Raw genomic sequence first — 18,348 nt, forward strand, 5'->3', positions numbered from 1 at the left:
CTAAAAAATTTCGTTCGATCGAACGTCCGAGTTTTACGATCACTCCATCACGATCGTTATATCGACTCGGCGATTTTTTTGTCTGCCTTGAACCGTGGAATTATCCGCGATCGGTTTCGACTTTCCGTATCCCTCATAGGACATTCTTTTTTCCTCAAGACCCTGTTTGTCCCTGAGTTCTTTCAGAACGGAAAGCGCTCGTTCTCTGGAAAGTTTCCGGTTGTATTCTTCCCCGCCCGAATTGTCCGTATGGCCGCTGATCCGTATTTCACGGTCGCCGTATTTTTTGAGAACGGACGCGATTCTTTCTAGTTCTTTCTTTGCCTCTTCCTTCAACTCGGAACTGTCGTAATCGAATAGAACCGAATTCAACGAAATGGCGATGCCCTCTTCCGTCCTGCGAATCTCCACCGGCGGTCCGGAAGGTTTTTCGTTTTCCGGCCTCGCGCGATTCTCCTCTTCCTCGGGCCATTGCAGAGTATTACGGGGAGGCTTTTTGCCGTTTCGTTGCGGATCACCGTTCGATTCGATTCCGGTTGGAAGTTCGCTTTTCAGAATCTTGCGGATCTCTTCGGCGAATTTGTCCTTATCGTTATCGGTTAATTTTACGTTTTTATTATATACTCCGTGAATATCGAAGGACATTTCCTGAGCCATACCGTTCGCATAAACGAACGTATACGCGAGTTGGACCCGTTTGTATTGGGGAAGTCCTTGTTCGCGGTCGAAGAACACCATCCCCCTCGCGAACCCGTAAATTTTAAACGGAACTCCTTCCTGATTCGTTTGAGAATCATAGAATAACGTATAATTGTATTCGATCCGATCTCCTTTGCCTGAAAGTTTTTGAAACGCCCACTCGTCGATTCCGTGATACTTATATTTTGCAAGAACCGTGATCATTACTCTTCCGCCCGGAAATTGAAAACTTTCCGTAGCGGGTTGCGTCCATTCTTCCCCGATTACAACCGGCTTTTCGGAAAAACTCGGAAGCGAACGCAGATTGGGCATGCTGTATTCCTGAGGCACGCGGTATTGACCGAGTTCGGTGATTTGAAATCTGCTCTTGAACGTTTTGTCTTTTCGAAACGCAGGATCGACTTCGGGGAAACGTGTGTATGTGTCGAAAAATCCTTCGAGCATACAAGCCTTGTTCTCGCACGAAAGAGTTTGTAAAAGAATTCGATTCTTATCCTCTCGTTTGATTTTTCTTCCCTGACTTACCAATTGAACGCGATGATATTCGTTTAACTCGACGTTCTCGCCGGGAACCAACTTCCATCGAAAAAGAATCTTTTCCGGTTCTTCGGAGGCAAGAGACAAGGAATCAAAAAACAAAATTAGAACGGCGATACGAAACGTCGTCGAGAGGAAACCTCCGGAGAAGTTTTCGGATTTCGAATGTCTGTGCGGAAGTTTCCCCATAGTTTTAATTTCGTAAGATTTTAGGAAAACATAAGGAAAGTGTAAAAAACTTTCCGAAAAATACGCGATTCGGACGAAGATTAAAATCGGAGTCCCGATTCGTTTCGGGAGAATTCTATGGAAGCGAGACTCGTTTACGTCACCGCAAAGAACGAAAAAGAAGCCCTTAAAATCGGAAAAACCTTAGTCGAAGAACGATTGGCCGCTTGTGCGAACATTCTTCCCAAGATGAAGTCGGTTTATCACTGGGAAAAGAAACTCGTCGTGGATAACGAAGCCGTTCTAATCCTAAAAACAAAAAGCGAATTGATGACCGAACTCACTCTTCGAATTAAATCCTTACACAGTTATTCTGTTCCATGTGTGGTTAGTCTTCCGCTTTTGGAAGGAAACCGCGATTACTTTACGTGGTTGTTCGGCGAAGTGATTTCGGAATAACAGATTCAAAAAAGGTTATATAGTGCAGATCCACGTTAAACAAAAATATACGGCCCTTACTTTTAACTCCGCTTTTTTCGGCTTTTACGCGCACGCGGGTTTCGCCAAAGGACTTTCCGAAATCGGATTTCATCCGGTCAAAATCACGGGTTGCAGCTCAGGCGCTCTCATCGGCTCCCTCGTTGCGGCCGGAGTTCCTGTCGAAACGATGACCGATCTGATTCTAAACTTGAAAAAAAAGGATTTCTGGGAAGGAAATCTGATCACGAATATCGTAAAGCCGATCCGCAAAGGACTCAAAAATTATTCCGGAATTCTTTCCGGAAAAAAAATCAAGGAATTATTAAAACCGCATTTAGGTCATAAGAAGATCGAAGATCTCCCCGTTCCAATGGGAGTTTCCGTTTCCAACCTCACAAAACAAATCCGCGAACTCAAAACGAAAGGAGATCTGATCGATCAAATCCTCGCTTCGATGACGTTTCCGTTCCTATTCGAAATTCAAAAATTGGGAGAAGAGGAATTCATCGACGGAGGTGTCGCCGATCAGGAACCGATCAAGGAATTGATTTTGGATAAGTCGATCAAGAAGATCGTCGTCCACAGCGTTCGGACAAAAAAAGGCCATTCCGAACGGGCAATGCTGCGCGCGTTTCATTCTTCCGTTCAGATCATCGAAAACGAAACGAGGGAACTGAAGGAACTTCTCGCAAAACATTATAAAAAACAAATATTACGCGTGGAAACCGTAACGCCTTATATCGATGCCGATCGCCTCAAACACGGAAGAGAAGCGTTGGAAGAAGGTAGAAAAAGCGCTCATCATTGGAAAAAGAAGATCCTCGCATCCGCATAAAAACGCGCAATCCGCATGAGATCCGATCGCCTAACAAGATGAATCCGAAAGTCGTTGAAATCACCGAAAACTACGTCAATCTTCACCGCACACTTTCGGATTTGATGGGCGCACCGATCCTGAACTACAAAAGTTTCGATTTCTATTCGAACCCCGATTCACACTGGTTTACGAGAATCATCCTCAAGGGAAAGTTTTCCGATTCCGAATTGACCGAAGAAATCGGAGATCTTAGAAGCAAGGGTCAAGACCCCGATATTTTAGATTTTTTGAATACACGAAATCACGAATCCGCGATCAAAAAACTGGGTTACGATTCCTGCAACGAACAAGTGGGAATGTTTCTAAAGGGAAATCCGGTTTCGCCGAATCAAAATCGAACTTCGCGGACCGAGAGCATTCCAAAAAAAGAAGTCGTGGATGTGCGATTGATTGCCGACGCGGACGAACTCAAAACTTGGCTGAGGATCGTAAATTCATCCTTCGAATCCGACGATCGGGAAAACCTCTACTTAAAACTGATCGGACGCGAAGGTTTTCGGCTCTACGGAGGTTTCGTAAACGGAACGATGGTTACGACCGGAATGAGCTATTTCGACGGAGAATCCTTCGGTTTGTATTCGATTACGACGGACGGAGCGCATCGCGGTTTCGGTTTTGCGTCCGTTCTAGTGGATCAAATCTTACGGGAAATCCGAAAGGAATTTTCCGGATTTATCATTCTTCACGCGACCAAGATGGGACAAGGAATTTACGAACGATTCGGTTTTCAAGATTCTACGATCCTGCGTCATTGGGGTAGAACTCAAATCCATTAGAAAACTTTAATGCGTTCTGACGTGTTTATTTGATCCGATTGCCTAAAAAGAAAACCGCTTCGATCGAACCGGGAAACGTAAAATTCTCAAAAGGCGACCAACCCGATTTACTTTTGATTTCCTCTTTTAAGAACGTTTTCGGTCGTTTCAAATTCAACACGGTGAAGTTCGCCGAATAACCCGGTTCGATTCTCCCGAAACCTTTTCCGAATTTGGGAGGGAGATATTCGTTCACAAAGTCTCCCGGATTTTTAGAGCAGATTTTTGCGATCGTTTTCCGATCCACGCCCGCGTCCAAAATCAACCATGTTACAAAAAGTGAATACGTATCGAGTTGAGAAATTCCGCTCGTTCCTTTTTGTTTTTCTTCGATGCTGTGCGGAGCGTGATCGGTCGCTAGATAATCGATCCAACCTTCTTTGACGCCTTGCAGCATTCTTTCGCGGTCTTCCTTTTCGCGAAGCGGAGGATTCATCTGAAACCAAAGCCGGTTTTCGGGAGTCAACATGGACTTGTCGAAGAACAAATGCGTGGGAGTGACTTCGCAGGTGATCTTAACGCCCTTTTGTTTTGCGGCTTTGATTTTGTTCAAACCGTCGCCCGTAGAATAATGACAGAGTTTTCCGCGAAGATTATATTTTTCGATCAGATACAAAGCGAAGTCGGTCGCCATCGTTTCCGCTTCCGCCGGTCTTCTGTCTTCGTGGAATTTTTCGTCCTGATGTTTTTCGAGAATTTCCGGATCTTCGCAGTGAAAGCTGATATTCTGTCCCGCATAGTTGCGGATCGTATCTTCCAGAGTTTGATTGTTATGAAAAAACAATTCTCCGATGCTCGGTCCCATAAAAACTTTGTAGGGAACGGACTTGGAAAGAGGTTTCGTGTCCGGTCCGATCCCGGCATACAACGTGATGTGAATCGGAGAACGATCGGCTAACTTGCGTTTTTTTGAATATGAATTTTCATCCACCGGAGGAATCGGGTTGTTCGGCATATCGGCGACGTGAACAACTCCCCCGTTGATCGCGGCTGCGCTCGCGGATAGAAAATCCTCTTTGTAAGTATGTTTGCCGCTTTCGTCCTCTCTTGCGTGGATATGAATGTCGCCGAACCCCGGAAAGATCACGGTTTGGTTCGGATCAAACCACGCTTCTTCCTTCGTTTGTTCTTCGGTGACGTCGAACTCCAATCCTTCGCGAACGGACGAAATCCATCCGGTTTCAGGATCCCATTCCACCGTTCCGTCGAACTCGCGTTCGTGTGTTACGATTCTGCCGGAGATTTTACGAATCATGAAAAGCGCTGTTTCACTTAACGCAGATCACGTTGTATTTCATCGTTCCGAGGCTGCTCGTTTCCATCCCGTCTTTTAAGTTAACCGAAAAGTAATAACCGGTTTCACCGTCTTGGCTGGAAGACCAGAACACTCCCGCGTTTTTCAGTTTCTGATCGGCGCGTTTGCTGAAGGTTTTGAGCTGATCTTTACCCGGAAGACGTTTCGCCTTTTCGTCGCAGATCTCTTTCGCTTCGGCCCAAGTCGCGGATCGATGGAACGTATCGTCCCAGCCGCGTTTGCCGTAAACGGGAGTTTTCGTGTGATAGTTTTCGCAGATGAAATAACTGAAAATTCCCAAGAGCAGAATACATCCCGTAAGGATGATGCGGATTACGAGTTTGCCTCCTTCGCGGGGAGGTCTGACTTTAGGCTCGGCGCTTTTTTCCATTGCAAGTTCTTGACTCTTGCGATGGAACTCTTGATTTCTTTGAAAATTCTTTCCGTGTTGTTGGCGCTGCTGGTGAGAATGTCTTCGATTTCCTTCTCTCTGTTCGTTGCCGCCGCGGTTGGATTCGGCGTTTTCCCGATTCCTCTCGTTTCCTCCCGAACCTTTTTGATTTGAATTATGTTTCTTTCGGGGAGGCCTTCTTTTGTTTGCCATTTGGACCTGTGTTGTTGAATTTAACGACTTATCTTTGATTCGTACCAGAGAAATGAAAAGTTGTAAATTAAAATTTCGATCCGTTGAGGAACAACGCTTTTCCTTTGAAAATGAAGTGAATCTTCCCCGCAAATTTCGAAGATGGTAAACCATGGAACGCATTCGCATTGGATTGATCGGAGCAGGAACCGTCGGATCGGGGGTTTTAGAAATTCTTAAAAAGGAAAGCGCCTCGTATCGGGAGAAGTTCGGATTGGAATTGATCCTCTCTTCGATCTGTACACGTTCACCGGAAAAAATCAGAAAGGAACTTCAAAGTTTTCCGAATTGTAAATTAGAATCCGATTATCAAAAAATGATCTCCGATCCGGAAATCGATATGATTCTGGAACTCGTTGGCGGAACCGACATTGCGTATTCCATCGTAAAAGACGCGTTAAAGAACGGCAAAACGGTGATCACCGCAAACAAAGCCCTTCTCTCTCAAAGAGGGGACGAGTTATTCTCTTTAGCTCACGAACAAGGTTTGGAAATCGGAATGGAAGCTTCCGTCGCGGGAGCCATTCCGGTCATACGTTCCATCAAATCGGGACTGGGTTCAGATTCCTTTCTTTCCTTATACGGCATATTAAACGGAACTACGAATTTTATTCTTTCCAAGATGGAGTTGGAACACCTGGATTATTCGGAAGCGTTGCGTATCGCACAAGACTTAGGTTTTGCGGAAAAAGATCCCACCTTCGACGTGGAAGGAATCGATACGGCTCACAAAATCAGCATTTTAGGAAGTTTGGCGTTCGCCGAAAAAATTCCTTTACAGAGCGTACAAATCGAAGGTATAACAAAGATCAGCGGATTGGACATTCAATTTGCGAGCGAACTCGGTTACAGAATTAAACTTCTGGGGTTGGTGCGGAAGTTGTCGAATAAGATCGAAGCCCGAGTTCAACCCGTGATGATTCCCGTAAAACATCCGTTCGCGAATATCATGAACGAGATGAATGCGGTTTATTATCAGACCGCGTATGCCGGTCCGGGAATGTTCGTGGGGAAAGGAGCGGGTTCGCTACCGACGGCTTCTTCCGTCGTTTCCGATATTCTGTATTACGGAGCGAGAAGAAACAAGGGAATCGCACCGGAAAAGAATCTTTTTCCGCAAGCGACGATCTCGGAAGCCAACGGTTCCCTGGTTCGTTACTATCTCCGATTTACCACCGTGGATTTGCCCGGAGTACTTTCCGAAATTTCCAAGGTATTGGGAGATCACGGAATTTCTATTTCTTCCGTGAGACAAAACGAAGCCGAAAAAGAACCTGTGGAAGTTGTTGTTATTACGCATCCGGCAACGGAGGAGAATATCAAGAAATCGTTGAAGATCATCGACGGACTTTCCTTGATTCGACACTCTTCGGTTGCGATCCGATTGGAAGATAAGCTCTGAGAATTCCGTCCTTTGGAATGGAAAGAATTCACTTTGTCTTTGCATTCGGAGGAGAATGGGAAACATCTGGACTTATTCCTAGATCCGGGCCAAGAGGAGAATCTTTTGACTTTCGGGACTTCCGATGTAAATCTGGACGATTTTCTGAAAGGGCGCGTAGTGGAATTTGAAAAAAAACGTTCTCATAGAAGGAACTACCTGGAATATGAAGGTGAGATTCCTGGAAAAGGAAAGATTCAAGTTGTTTTAAAAGGTCGGTATGATGCCGATACTTTTCAAGAGGGCGAGAAAGTCCGACTGAAATACAAAGACGGGAAACTTTACCCGGAACGATAAAAGGAATTTTCATGGCGAGAGTAGAATTCGATTCATTGTATATTGAGACTACAAAAACGAGTCTCCCCAATAAGGACGTCCAGCTCGTCGTGTTTAACGGCAAGGTGACGAACTCCAATTCGTTCGAGATTTCCCGTAAAATTCATTTTATCTTCGAGGAAGAAGTCTACAATATCATTCTCGATCTTTCAGCGCTCGAATACATCAACAGCGTCGGCGTGGCTACGATTCTTACCTTGATCAAAACAGTGGATCAGCATTCCGGCAAGATCGTGATCGGAGGATTGAATCACTTTTTGGAAAACGTGATTCGTTTGATGGAACTTCCGAAAAAGGTCGAGATCTATCATTCCGTGGACGAGGCAAAGAAGGCTTTCGCGTAAATTCTTTCTTCCAGAAGATCCAATAAAGTCTTTAAACCCCATCCTCTGTATGCGGATACGAGAACCGTATCCGAATGAAGATCGATTCCCAGATCCTCTTTTAAATCGGCGATCGCTTCCAAACCCGGTCCGTGATTGATCGAAGGCCGGGAGGATTTTTTGTATCCGTTCGAATCTTCGTTTGCCCCGGCCCAAGTCTTGAACGTTTCGAGGTTATCGATCTTGTTGAAAACCTGAATCATCGGTATATGAGAAAGTTCTAATTCTTCCAGAATCTTTTCCACGGCTTCCATTTGTAGTTTATAATCCGGATTGGAAACGTCCACGACGTGAATCAAAAGGTCCGAATCCCCCAATTCCTCCAAGGTCGCTTTGAACGCGTTGGAAAGTTCGGGAGGAAGATCGTGGATAAATCCCACCGTGTCCGAGATGATGATTTCTCTTTCTTCCGGAAAGCGGATTCTTCGCGTAGTCGGATCGAGAGTCGCGAACAACTTGTTTTCGGAAAGGACTTCGCTGTTGGTCAACGCGTTCAACAAAGTGGATTTTCCGGCGTTCGTATAACCCACGATGCCCACAACCGGAAGTTCGTTTTTCTTTCTTTGTCTCCGATTGATTTCCCTTCTTTTTTTAAGGGATTTGAGTTCCACTTCGAGTCTTGTGATCCGTTCCTCTACTCTCCGTTTTCCGATCTCGAGTTTCGTTTCCCCCGGCCCTCTTCCTCCGATTCCCCCGGTCAAGCGCGACATGTTGTCGTCCAACTCCGTTAGGCGTCCTTTGAGATATTTCAACTGAGCCAATTCGACCTGCAGTTTACCGTCTCGGCTCTTCGCGTTTCTCGCAAAGATATCGAGAATCAACTGAGTACGATCGATGACCTTAATGTCCGCGATGTCCGAAATCTTCTTCGCTTGGGAAGGAGTGAGTTCCAAATCGAACACGAGAAGTTCCACGTGTTTCTGAATCGCTTTGAGGATGATTTCTTCCAGCTTTCCTTTTCCGAGAACGGTGGAAGGATCGAGACGATTCTTTCTCTGCATAAACGTATCGACCACGTGAACCTCCGCGGTTCTACAGAGTTCCTTTAATTCTTCCATGGAAAGGTTTGGATGTCTGCCGGTCGTTCTTTCGGGATATACGCCGACTAAGAAAGCTCGGTTTTCTTTTTGCGCATCCTTGAGATTTCTTCTCGAACGAGACAACATGGACTCGATGTCCAAGATTTCTTCGATGATTCCTTCTTTTAGCTGACCCGGATATTGTTTGGGGAGAACGGTCCAAAGCTCGTCTTCCGATTCCGGATTTACGTGCGCCGAGTAATACCCGTTCGGATTTCCGGAAGAATCCATTACGATCGCGGTGATATAGTCCAAACGAAGCAACGCCAAGTCGGTCAAATCTTCCTGATTTAAAGATTCTCCCTTTAAATGTGTGTGAACGAGCCTTAGGCCGCGCAGCCTGGCTTCCGACGTACGAAGGCGGTCCAAAAACGGGATCTCGATGGAATTGTCCGATCCGACTAACACATGAGTAACGTAACCCGATCGATCGATGAGAATTCCGATTTGTTTACTGATTTCTAAGGATAATTCGCAGAGAGTGCGTGAAATTTCTTGACTAACGATTACATCTTCCCGGATTCTTTTCTCGGAAATTTTTTTCAATCTTTGGATTTGATTGGATTTGAGACCGTTGAGGTTGCCGCTGAGCTTGCTAATAAAGAATATTCTCCTTTTACCTAAAACGTAGCAGGTTTGCAGGTTTCCGTCAAGCATTCGTGTTCTCGGAAATCATGCTTGTCATGGAAAAAAGCGTGAAAAAGCTGAAAAATCGACCGAACTTATAATAGACCCTTAAGAAAAATTTTTATCGTTCAAAGGCTGCCCATGTCCTCATTTTTTAAAATTCGAAACGTATCGTTTTACGTTGTTCTTCTTTCTTCTTTGAGTCTTTCCGGTCTGAAAGCGGAATCGATTTCAATTTCGAAACAAAACGGCGGGCTCGCAAAACAAGTCGACGCGCCGGACGATTCCGCGGAAACTCCGGGTTCGGGAGAATCGTCTACGGACGGAAACTCTTCCGGCGGTTTGAACGTGGACGATCCGCGAAATCTTACGGAGGAATCGGACGGAGTTTCTTCGTATGAAAAAAGAAAACGAAAGGACCTCACACCGAAAGAAAGACAAGAGATCGATTACGATCTTTCCCTCAAAAAAGGAATTCTGACCGTCTTCCGCGCGGAAGCGGAAAAACGTTATAAGGTTTTGGATCGGATCGCGCTCACGCATTCGATTCCGAGAGTGCGCGCCGCCGCGGTTTTAGCCATCGGAAGAATGGGAAAAGGCGGAGTAAAGACGCTGCACCACGTAATCGAACGGGACGGGGAAGCGGTAAGACAGGCCGCCTACAAGGCGTTAGCCGATATCGGTTCTCCATCTTCCTTGGATTACTTTTTCAGAGGAATCAAGTCGAACGATCCGGACATTCAGTTTTCCTCCTGGAGAGGAATGGGTAAAACCAAGGATCCTTCGGCGCGGGACATTTTGATCCGCCAGGGAATCCGTTCTTCCAGAACCGAAATCGTCAAGGCCTCCATCTTGGGTTTGGCCGCGTTTCAGGTAAACGACGACCTCAAACTCTTTAAAACGTATTTGGAATCGGAAGATCCCGAACTTCAAAAGACCGCGATCGAAGCGTTGGGAATTCATAAAACCCGAGCGTCGCTTAGAATTTTGGAACAAACCCTCGAAACAAAACCGGAACTCGTGCGCAACATCATCGAGGCGATCGGCCAGAACACGAGCCTTTACGGAACCTATTCGTTTATTAGAATATTAGAAAGTTCCACTTCGGACGAATTGACCCAAAGGGTTTTGGCGCAGCTTTATCTGAGAAAGGCTTTTTATCAATTCGGAACGGTTCAAGTAGAAGGCGGTTTTTCGCAAGAAAATCCGTATCCTACATCCCGCAAGATGCGAAACCTAACCGTGGGAGAAGTCGGAAAGATTTTGAAGAAGAGCGATCGCCGTTTTATACAAAAGGTCGGAGATAAATACGCGGAAGATCATTACTACCTTCTTCTTCTTGAATCCAAGAATCCGGAAAGTTATTACGAAACGTTCCAATCCTGGGTGTTCGGTCCTTACTTAAAGATCAGAACGATCATCGCTCCTCCGAAAGAGAAAAAGAAAGGCAAAGGAAAGTATCGGAGAAAGGAAAACAAATTCACTCCCGCTTCGGAGATGGAAGAAACCGATCCTGCGGCCAATCCTTCCGAAACGGAGAATCAACCTTCCAATGAAGGCGGGCAAACTCCGGAGAATTGATCCGGTAATGTCCGAAACGGAAAAAATCAGATCAACAAAGGTCGCACGGTTAAACCCGACTTAATTAAAATTTAAGCGCGCTTTCGTTCGCAAGAATAGATCTTGCGAGCGTTCCGTTCGATTTCGGATTTGTACGAAGTTCGGACTTACTCCGTTTAAACAACGGATTCAAAGGTCGTTCTTCGTTTCAGCGCAGTGGGAAGGAACACAACCGTTCCTTCCTTGAGCGGAACCTTAGGAACCATCCAACCGATTCCGGCAAACCAAGGAAGAATCGAAGCCGAAAAAAACATCACGCCGGGAAAATCGAAACCGGTGGTCGCGATGATTTTGTTTCCCTGATACCCGTCCTTGTGAATCCTGCGGATCATCCAAAGGCCGGACGTTTGCGTTTCCATCGTGATATCCGTCACGATCGTATGAAACCGATTCTTATCTTTGGAATAAATTTCCCAACCTTGGGCAGCGTCGATCGCGCGCACGGTCTCGAATCCCTTTTTTTCAAACCAAACCTTGAGGTTGTTCGCGTAGCGGTCGTTGTCGTCCACGATCAAAACGCTTTTTTTCATGGTAATACTCCGTTATTAGCCGCAAATTGATTGTCCGAAAGTTTTCGGTAAATTCCGTTTTGCTCATATAAGGAATTGTGATTTCCTTCTTCCACGATCTTGCCGTTGTCCATAACGATGATCCGGGGAATGTCTTTGATCGTGGAAAGTCTATGAGCGATTACGAATGTGGTTCTGTTGGCGTACAATCTTCGGAGAGCGTCGCTTACGAGTCGCTCCGATTCCACGTCGAGAGCGGAAGTCGCTTCGTCCAAGATCATGATTTCCGGGTCGCGCAACAAAGCGCGGGCGATCACGAGACGTTGCCTTTGTCCGCCGGAAAGATTCAAACCTCGAACTCCGAGAATACTGTCGTATCCTTTATCCATCTGTTTGATAAAATCGTGTGCGTGCGCAAGTCTCGCCGCGCGGATCACGTCCTTGCGGGTCGCCCCCGGTTTTCCATAGGCGATATTATCCGCGACCGTTCCGTGAAAGAGAAAAATATCCTGAGTAACGATTCCTATCTTTTTACGAAGATCGCCGAGACTGATGTCGCGCACATCGACTCCGTCAAACTCGATCGAACCGGAGGTCGGATCGAAAAACCGCGGAAGCAAGTCCATGAGAGTGGACTTGCCGCAACCGCTCGCGCCGATCAGAGCGATCGTTTCGCCCTTTTTCACTTTCAGATTGATGTCTTTTAAAACGGCTGCATTGGTCCCGGGATAAGAGAAAAATAAATTCTTAAATTCGATGCTCTGTGACAAGGGAGAAGCGGCTACCTTGCTCTCTTCGCTGTGGTCTTCCGTTTCCAAATCGATGATTTCGAAAATTCGTTTTCCGGAGGCGATGGACTGCGTGATCTTTCCGACCATCTGCGAAAGCTGCGTCAGAGGTCTGAGCAAGAACAGAAGCGTCAACAAGAAGGCCATGAATTCCCCTTGCGTGAATCTTCCGTTGTAGATCAAACTCGCCCCCGCCGCAAAAAAACCGAGAACTACGATCGAAGAGGTCAATTCGACGAGAGAAGGCGCGATCTGAAGATAAAACTGTCCTTTGAAGTTTCTTCGGTAGACGTTGTGATTGATCTTACCGAACTTTTCCTGTTCGTACGTTTCCGAGTTAAAAACGCGGATCACCTTGATTCCGGAAATCATCTCTTGGATGTTCGCGTTGAGATCGGCCATCTTCTCCTGGGATCTCGCTGTGGACTTGGTGATTTTTCTCGTGAACAAGGTTACGGGGAGAATGATGACAGGAACCGTAAGACAGGCGATCAACAACAACTCGGTATTCAAATATAATAATACCATTAAGTGTGTGACTACATAAAAGAAGTTGATCGTAGCGTCCCGGAAGTTGCTTGAAATCACCGCGGCCACGACTTCGACGTCGTTGATGATACGGCTCATCATCAGACCGGTCTTTTCCTTAAAGAAATACGTCAAAGGAAGAAGCTGATTCTTTTCGAAAAGTTCCTGTCGTATGTCCCTCACCGCCTTGTAACCCGCGGTTGCGATGCAGAAAACGGATAATAAATACGTAATCAATTTGAGAAGATACAATGGCATCACGATGATGCAGATCGCCCAAACAACTTCTTTCGGTTCGAGACCTTTCGTTCTTCCGTTGACCCATTCTTTCGCGTCGATCAAAAGAAGTTTGGTTCGTTCGAGACCGTCCAGGGATTCTTCCCCGAATACCTTTTGTTTCAGTAGAATTCTCTGTTCGGGCAGGGTCATCTGCAGTTGAAAGCGGGTTTGTTTATCGTTGCCGAGAGAATCGAATAAAGGGATGAGCGCCGTTAAAGAGACCGCGTTTAAGATCGCGGTCAATAATGCGAAAACGATTCCGAGCGAGAATCGATACTTATAACGTACGGAATACGATAGAAGTCTGAAAAAAAACTTCATAGCTCCTGAACGATAGAGGAAAAGTTTCTGACCAGATCCAGTCCGGCGCTGGTCATGATGGATTCAGGATGAAATTGAACTCCGTAAAGATGTTTTTTGGTTTTGTGACGAACTCCCATAATCACGCCGTCGTGCGTTTTGGAAGCGATTTCCAATTCTTTCGGCATACTTTCGGGTTGAATCACGAGAGAATGATAACGGGTTGCAACGAAGGGAGAAGGAATTCCTCTGTAGATATCCTTACCGTCGTGTTCTATCAAAGAAACCTTTCCGTGCATGATCGATGGCGCGGAAACGATTTTACCGCCGTGAACGAGACCGATCGCCTGATGTCCTAGACAAACCCCGAAGATCGGAAGTTTGCCGCCGAGTTCTCGGATCACGTCCAGACAAACCTTGGAATCCTCGGGACGACCCGGACCCGGAGAAAGAATGATTCCCTTCGGTTTGAGTTCGTTGATTTCGTTTAACGTGATTTTATCGTTCCGATAAACTTCGACGTCGTTTCCGATCTGACAGAAATACTGATAGAGATTGTATGTGAAAGAATCGTAATTGTCGATGAGGAGAAGCATTACTTCCATTCTCCTTTGAGTCCGTTTCTCGCAAACTCCACCGCTTTTAAAAGAGCGGCCATTTTGTTTTTGGTTTCTTCCAGTTCCGATTCGGCGACGGAATCATACACGACTCCTCCGCCCGCTTGCAGGAATGCGGTGTCTCCGTAGAACACGATCGTGCGGATGATGATCGCGAGATCGCTTTCTCCGGAAAAAGAAATATAACCGAGCGCGCCCGAATAGATCGCGCGGCGGGTGGTTTCCAATTCGTCGATGATTTCCATCGCGCGGATTTTCGGAGCGCCCGAAACCGTTCCAGCGGGAAGAGTCGCGCGGATCAGATCGTAAACGGTTTTTTCCTCGTCGAGTTCTCCCGAACATTGACTTACGATGTGCATTACGTGAGAATATTTTTCGATGACTTTGAAGTCGTTCACGCGGACGCTTCCCGGCATACAAACTCTTCCGAGATCGTTGCGTCCAAGATCGACGAGCATGATATGTTCCGCGATTTCCTTCGGATCCGCGAGAAGATTTTCTTCGAGATATTGATCCTCGCTCGCGTTCTTACCCCGAGGACGAGTTCCGGCGATGGGACGCAAATACGTCTGATTGCCCGCGTATTTTACCATGATCTCGGGAGAACTTCCCACGATCGTGATTTCACCGAGTTTCAGATAATACATATAAGGACTCGGATTGACCGTTCTTAAACCGCGATAGATTTGAAACGGAGAAACCTCCGGCTTAAATCGGAGTTTTCTAGAAGGAACGACTTGAAAGATATCGCCCGCCTTGATGTATTCCTTGGCGCGTTCGACATTCTTCTTATATTCCTCATCCGGAATATTCGGATTTAATTGTAAAGTTCCGTGGACGGCTTTCGGATTTTTGATTTCGTCCGGAATGACTCCGTTTCGGATTTCCTCTTCTATAAAATCGATTTTTTTGAGGACGCTATCGTAACATTCTTTGAGGGAAGCGAATTCTCCGATTCTTGCGTTGACCACGATTCTTAAAACGTGATCGATATGATCGACCACGAGAAGTTCGTCGCAGATCGCGAAATAACAATCGGGCGCGTTTTCATCCTCGGGTTTTGTATCGGGAATGTTTTCGTAATAACGAACCGCGGAGAAGGACAAAAACCCCACGGCGCCGCCCGCAAACGGAGGCAAACGATAATCCTGAACGTAAACGTCGTCTCCGAGAAGATTTTCGAGAAGCACTAAAGGATCGTATGTGATGATTTCGGTCGCAGGTTCGTCGCCGACGGTGATATAAAAAAGGCCGTTCTTCCCTTGCAAAATTCGGGAAGGTGATTTTCCAAGAAAGGAATTTCTCCCCAGCTTTTCACCGCCTTCGACGGATTCGAGCAGGAAAGAATTTTTTGACGATTCACATCCCCATTTTGCAAACAGAGAGACCGGGGTCTCCATGTCCAAAAAGACCTGTTTGAAAACGGGGATTAAATTTCCGCGCTCGGCTTGCGCGGAAAATTCCTCGAATGTGAGAGAATAGTCTTTCAGAGGTTCGGTCCCTCGATTCCCTTTCCGTCGGCGAGGAAACGAGAAACGATCATTCTTTGAATTTGCGAAGTTCCTTCGTAGATTTGGAAGATCTTAGCGTCTCTCATTAATTTTTCAACCGGATATTCTGTGTTAAAACCGTATCCGCCCAGAACTTGAACGGCGTCCGTACAAACTCTCATAGCCATATCGGCGCAGAACATCTTCGCGATGGAGGCTTGATAGGTGTTTCTGAACCCGTTGTCGATCATCCAAGCGGCTTGATAACAAAGAAGTCTTCCGGCTTCGATATCGCGCGCCATTTCCGCGATCATAAAGGAAATTCCCTGGTTGTCCATGATCGGACGACCGAACGTATTGCGTGTGTTCGCGTAGTTGATGGAATGTTCCATCGCGGCTCTTGCAACCCCGACGGCTCCGATCGCGACGCCGGGACGAGTGTGGTCGAACGCGCCCATCGCAATTTTAAAACCTTCCCCCTCGCGCCCTACCATTTGCCACGCGGGAACTTTCACGTCTTCGAATGTGATTCCTCGTGTGTCGGAACATTTCTGTCCCATGTTGATTTCTTTCTTTCCCATGATGATGCCGGGAGATTTGGCATCCACAATAAATCCCGTGATTCCTTTGTGACCCGCGGATGGATCGGTTTTGGTAAGAACGAAAAACCAATCCGCGTAACCGGCGTTGGTGATCCACATTTTGGATCCGTTGATGATGTATTCGTCCCCGACTTTTTTTGCGGAGGTGCGGATCGCGGCAACGTCCGAACCCGCGCCGGGCTCCGTTACCGCATAAGCCGCGAGTTTGAATTCTTCCGTCATAGGTTGAACGAATTCTTTTTTGATTCGATCGCTCGCTCCTAAGAGAACCGGAGCTAACGCGAGATTGTTTGCGAGGATTGCGGTAGCCATTGCGGAACAACCCCAGAATAATTCTTCACCGATGATAACATCGTCAAGTTCCGCCATTCCCGAACCGTTGAACCGAGGTTCGATGTGAATGTTCATCAGCCCGATTTCCCAGGCTTTCTTTAGGACTTCAATGGGATATTCTCCCGTATGATCGTGATGTTCCGCGCGAGGACGCATTTCCTCTTTTGCGAATTTTCGGGCGAGTTCGCGTAATTCTTTCTGTTCGCTGGAAAGGGCAAATTCCATTTTAATAGCACACCTTGGTCGAAATTGAACTCGTCCGATGGTTCCGGGCATCCCGCCTGGATCGCCGATAGCCGGTGTCTCATTTCCGGTACAGCCTCGAATTCGGTATTGGAACCTGGATTGAAGAGCTCTGTATGCAGGATTCGAAGGGAATCCTTTACCGTCAAGAAGGTACGAAAGCCAAATGCCTCGTAGAACTTGAAAGAAGGCTTCTATTCGCTGTTGGAACTCCTAAGAATTCTATTTGAAATTGTAGGAACTACAACCCGCAGCCCCGGATGAATTCGAATTCTTTCCTTCTTCGATTCTATCCTGAAGTTATCCCTTTTTCGGGGGAAATCCAACCGTTTTCAAAACCGAATTTGAAAATGTAGGAGGTACAACGTTTCAGAAAATGCTAATAAAAAAGCCCGAGGAAACCCCGGGCTTTTCGGAAGAAACGGTAAGGAAGAATTCTTCCCAACCGTAATCGTTCGATTCTCTTATGCTTCCGGATTTTCCAGAACGAGAGCGATCCCCTGACCGCCTCCGATACAAAGAGAAGCCACTCCGTATTTCGCCTTTCTTCTTCTCAACTCATACGCCAAAGTGATGGTAACTCTCGCGCCGGACGCTCCGAGCGGATGTCCAATCGCAACCGCACCGCCGTTCACGTTGGTGATCGCCGGATCCAGACCGAGTTCTTTTTGAACCGCGAGATACTGAGCCGCAAACGCTTCGTTGACTTCGACCAAACTCATATCGGAAAGTTTCAATCCCGCTTTTTTCAAGGCGGCAGGAATCGCGATCGCAGGACCGATTCCCATCTTTGCAGGATCACAGCCCGCGTGACCGTAACCGCGAATGATCGCGAGAGGTTTTTTACCGAGCTTCTTCGCATAAGAAGCGGAAGTAACGATCGTCGCAGCGGCTCCGTCGTTCAAACCGGAAGCGTTTCCGGCGGTGACCGTTCCACCCTCGCGGAAAACCGCTTTTAAGGTTCCGAGTTTTTCCGCACCCGCAGCGCCTTTGATAAATTCATCTTTTTCTAATGTAACCGGTTTTTTACCGCCGATCGTAACGGGGAGAATCTCCTCTTTCAAACGGCCTTCGTTCGTAGCCTTTTCCGCACGCGTTTGAGAAGTCGCCGCCCACTCGTCTTGTTCTTGTCTGGAGATTTTATATTGGTCCGCAAGATTCTCCGCGGTTTGACCCATAATCAAACCGACATACTGATCGGTAAGACCTTGTTCGAGAGTGTCTTCGAATTCGGCGGAACCGTAACGAACTCCCCAACGGGCGTTTCTTACAACGTAAGGCGCGTTACTCATCGACTCTACGCCGCCCGCCAGAACCGCATCCGCATCTCCGAGATAAATCTTCTTAGCCGCCTGCACGATCGCTTCCATACCGGAGCCGCAAAGACGGTTCAACGTCAACGCAGGAACAGCGAGAGGAAGACCGGTTTTCAAACCGATATGACGAGCGAGATAAATCGCTTCCTTACCGGTCGGAATTACGTTTCCGAAAATCGATTCGCCGATCGCATCCGGAGAAACTCCGGTTTTTTCTAAGATTGCTTTCGAAGCCAAAACTCCCAAATCCACCGCACTGAGGTCCTTGAGAGTTCCTCCAAAATTACCGAACGGGGTTCTAATACCGTCCAGGATGACCGCTTCTTCCATGATTACTCCTAATA

Annotated in this window: 16 protein-coding genes and 1 pseudogene; 7 read left to right on the forward strand and 10 right to left on the reverse strand. The window is 46.8% G+C overall.

Annotated features, from left to right (window positions below; translation table 11 throughout):
• Positions 1–39 precede the first annotated feature (39 nt).
• Entirely contained in the window at positions 40–1,425 is a 1,386-nt protein-coding gene (locus tag LFX25_RS16180) for an OmpA family protein (RefSeq protein WP_238731153.1), read from the reverse strand.
• A 117-nt stretch (positions 1,426–1,542) separates the two neighbouring features.
• On the opposite strand from LFX25_RS16180, the gene cutA reads away from it, so the two are divergent.
• Genes cutA through LFX25_RS16195 form a run of 3 tightly spaced genes read left to right on the forward strand, consistent with a single transcriptional unit; the run spans position 1,543 to position 3,537 of the window.
• On the forward strand, positions 1,543–1,863 hold the full coding sequence (gene cutA / locus LFX25_RS16185) for a divalent-cation tolerance protein CutA (protein ID WP_118954885.1): 321 nt from the start codon (positions 1,543–1,545) through the stop codon (positions 1,861–1,863).
• A gap of 22 nt (positions 1,864–1,885) precedes the next feature.
• Positions 1,886–2,719 (forward strand): patatin-like phospholipase family protein, encoded by an 834-nt coding sequence (locus tag LFX25_RS16190; protein ID WP_118954884.1) that lies wholly within the window; start codon positions 1,886–1,888, stop codon positions 2,717–2,719.
• A 38-nt stretch (positions 2,720–2,757) separates the two neighbouring features.
• A complete protein-coding gene (locus tag LFX25_RS16195) occupies positions 2,758–3,537 on the forward strand; it encodes a GNAT family N-acetyltransferase (protein WP_238731155.1) in 780 nt (259 codons plus the stop codon).
• Between the two features lie 25 nt (positions 3,538–3,562).
• On the opposite strand, the gene LFX25_RS16200 is transcribed toward LFX25_RS16195, so the two are convergent.
• Both LFX25_RS16200 and LFX25_RS16205 read right to left on the reverse strand, forming a co-directional pair.
• Positions 3,563–4,831, reverse strand: coding sequence for an amidohydrolase family protein (locus LFX25_RS16200; protein ID WP_238731157.1), 1,269 nt, complete (start codon positions 4,829–4,831; stop codon positions 3,563–3,565).
• A 13-nt stretch (positions 4,832–4,844) separates the two neighbouring features.
• Complete coding sequence (locus LFX25_RS16205; RefSeq protein ID WP_118964389.1) at positions 4,845–5,474, reverse strand: LIC_10572 family protein; 630 nt, start codon at positions 5,472–5,474, stop codon at positions 4,845–4,847.
• A gap of 151 nt (positions 5,475–5,625) precedes the next feature.
• Here LFX25_RS16205 and LFX25_RS16210 point away from each other — a divergent pair, with 151 nt between their 5' ends.
• From LFX25_RS16210 to LFX25_RS16220, 3 genes are read left to right on the forward strand one after another with little or no spacing between them, the layout of a single operon-like run.
• Entirely contained in the window at positions 5,626–6,915 is a 1,290-nt protein-coding gene (locus LFX25_RS16210) for a homoserine dehydrogenase (protein WP_238731159.1), read from the forward strand.
• Between the two features lie 33 nt (positions 6,916–6,948).
• Positions 6,949–7,251 (forward strand): hypothetical protein, encoded by a 303-nt coding sequence (locus tag LFX25_RS16215; RefSeq protein WP_238731161.1) that lies wholly within the window; start codon positions 6,949–6,951, stop codon positions 7,249–7,251.
• An 11-nt stretch (positions 7,252–7,262) separates the two neighbouring features.
• Complete coding sequence (locus tag LFX25_RS16220) at positions 7,263–7,634, forward strand: STAS domain-containing protein (protein WP_238731163.1); 372 nt, start codon at positions 7,263–7,265, stop codon at positions 7,632–7,634.
• Here LFX25_RS16220 and hflX read toward each other — a convergent pair.
• A pseudogene (gene hflX / locus LFX25_RS16225) lies at positions 7,598–9,465 on the reverse strand (GTPase HflX). The gene LFX25_RS16220 and the pseudogene hflX overlap by 37 nt on opposite strands.
• Before the next feature lie 55 nt (positions 9,466–9,520).
• Here hflX and LFX25_RS16230 point away from each other — a divergent pair.
• A complete protein-coding gene (locus LFX25_RS16230; RefSeq protein WP_238731167.1) occupies positions 9,521–10,960 on the forward strand; it encodes a HEAT repeat domain-containing protein in 1,440 nt (479 codons plus the stop codon).
• Positions 10,961–11,115: 155 nt separating this feature from the next.
• Here the strand turns inward: LFX25_RS16230 and LFX25_RS16235 are convergent, their stop codons facing one another.
• The 6 genes from LFX25_RS16235 to LFX25_RS16260 form a co-directional block, all read right to left on the reverse strand.
• On the reverse strand, positions 11,116–11,529 hold the full coding sequence (locus tag LFX25_RS16235) for a response regulator (protein ID WP_238731169.1): 414 nt from the start codon (positions 11,527–11,529) through the stop codon (positions 11,116–11,118).
• Positions 11,526–13,424 (reverse strand): ABC transporter ATP-binding protein, encoded by a 1,899-nt coding sequence (locus tag LFX25_RS16240; RefSeq protein ID WP_167450714.1) that lies wholly within the window; start codon positions 13,422–13,424, stop codon positions 11,526–11,528. The genes LFX25_RS16235 and LFX25_RS16240 overlap by 4 nt, the downstream gene beginning before the upstream one ends.
• Positions 13,421–13,999: an anthranilate synthase component II gene (locus LFX25_RS16245; RefSeq protein WP_238731631.1), complete on the reverse strand. Its 579-nt coding sequence runs from the start codon at positions 13,997–13,999 to the stop codon at positions 13,421–13,423. The genes LFX25_RS16240 and LFX25_RS16245 overlap by 4 nt, the downstream gene beginning before the upstream one ends.
• Positions 13,999–15,420 (reverse strand): anthranilate synthase component I, encoded by a 1,422-nt coding sequence (trpE, locus tag LFX25_RS16250; protein WP_238731170.1) that lies wholly within the window; start codon positions 15,418–15,420, stop codon positions 13,999–14,001. Before trpE ends, LFX25_RS16245 begins: the two co-directional genes overlap by 1 nt.
• Positions 15,421–15,506: 86 nt before the next feature.
• A complete protein-coding gene (locus LFX25_RS16255) occupies positions 15,507–16,670 on the reverse strand; it encodes an acyl-CoA dehydrogenase family protein (protein WP_238731171.1) in 1,164 nt (387 codons plus the stop codon).
• A gap of 482 nt (positions 16,671–17,152) precedes the next feature.
• Entirely contained in the window at positions 17,153–18,334 is a 1,182-nt protein-coding gene (locus tag LFX25_RS16260; protein ID WP_238731172.1) for an acetyl-CoA C-acetyltransferase, read from the reverse strand.
• Positions 18,335–18,348 lie beyond the last annotated feature (14 nt).

It is taken from the genome of Leptospira sanjuanensis (genome assembly GCF_022267325.1).
GTDB classification, from domain to species: domain Bacteria; phylum Spirochaetota; class Leptospiria; order Leptospirales; family Leptospiraceae; genus Leptospira; species Leptospira sanjuanensis.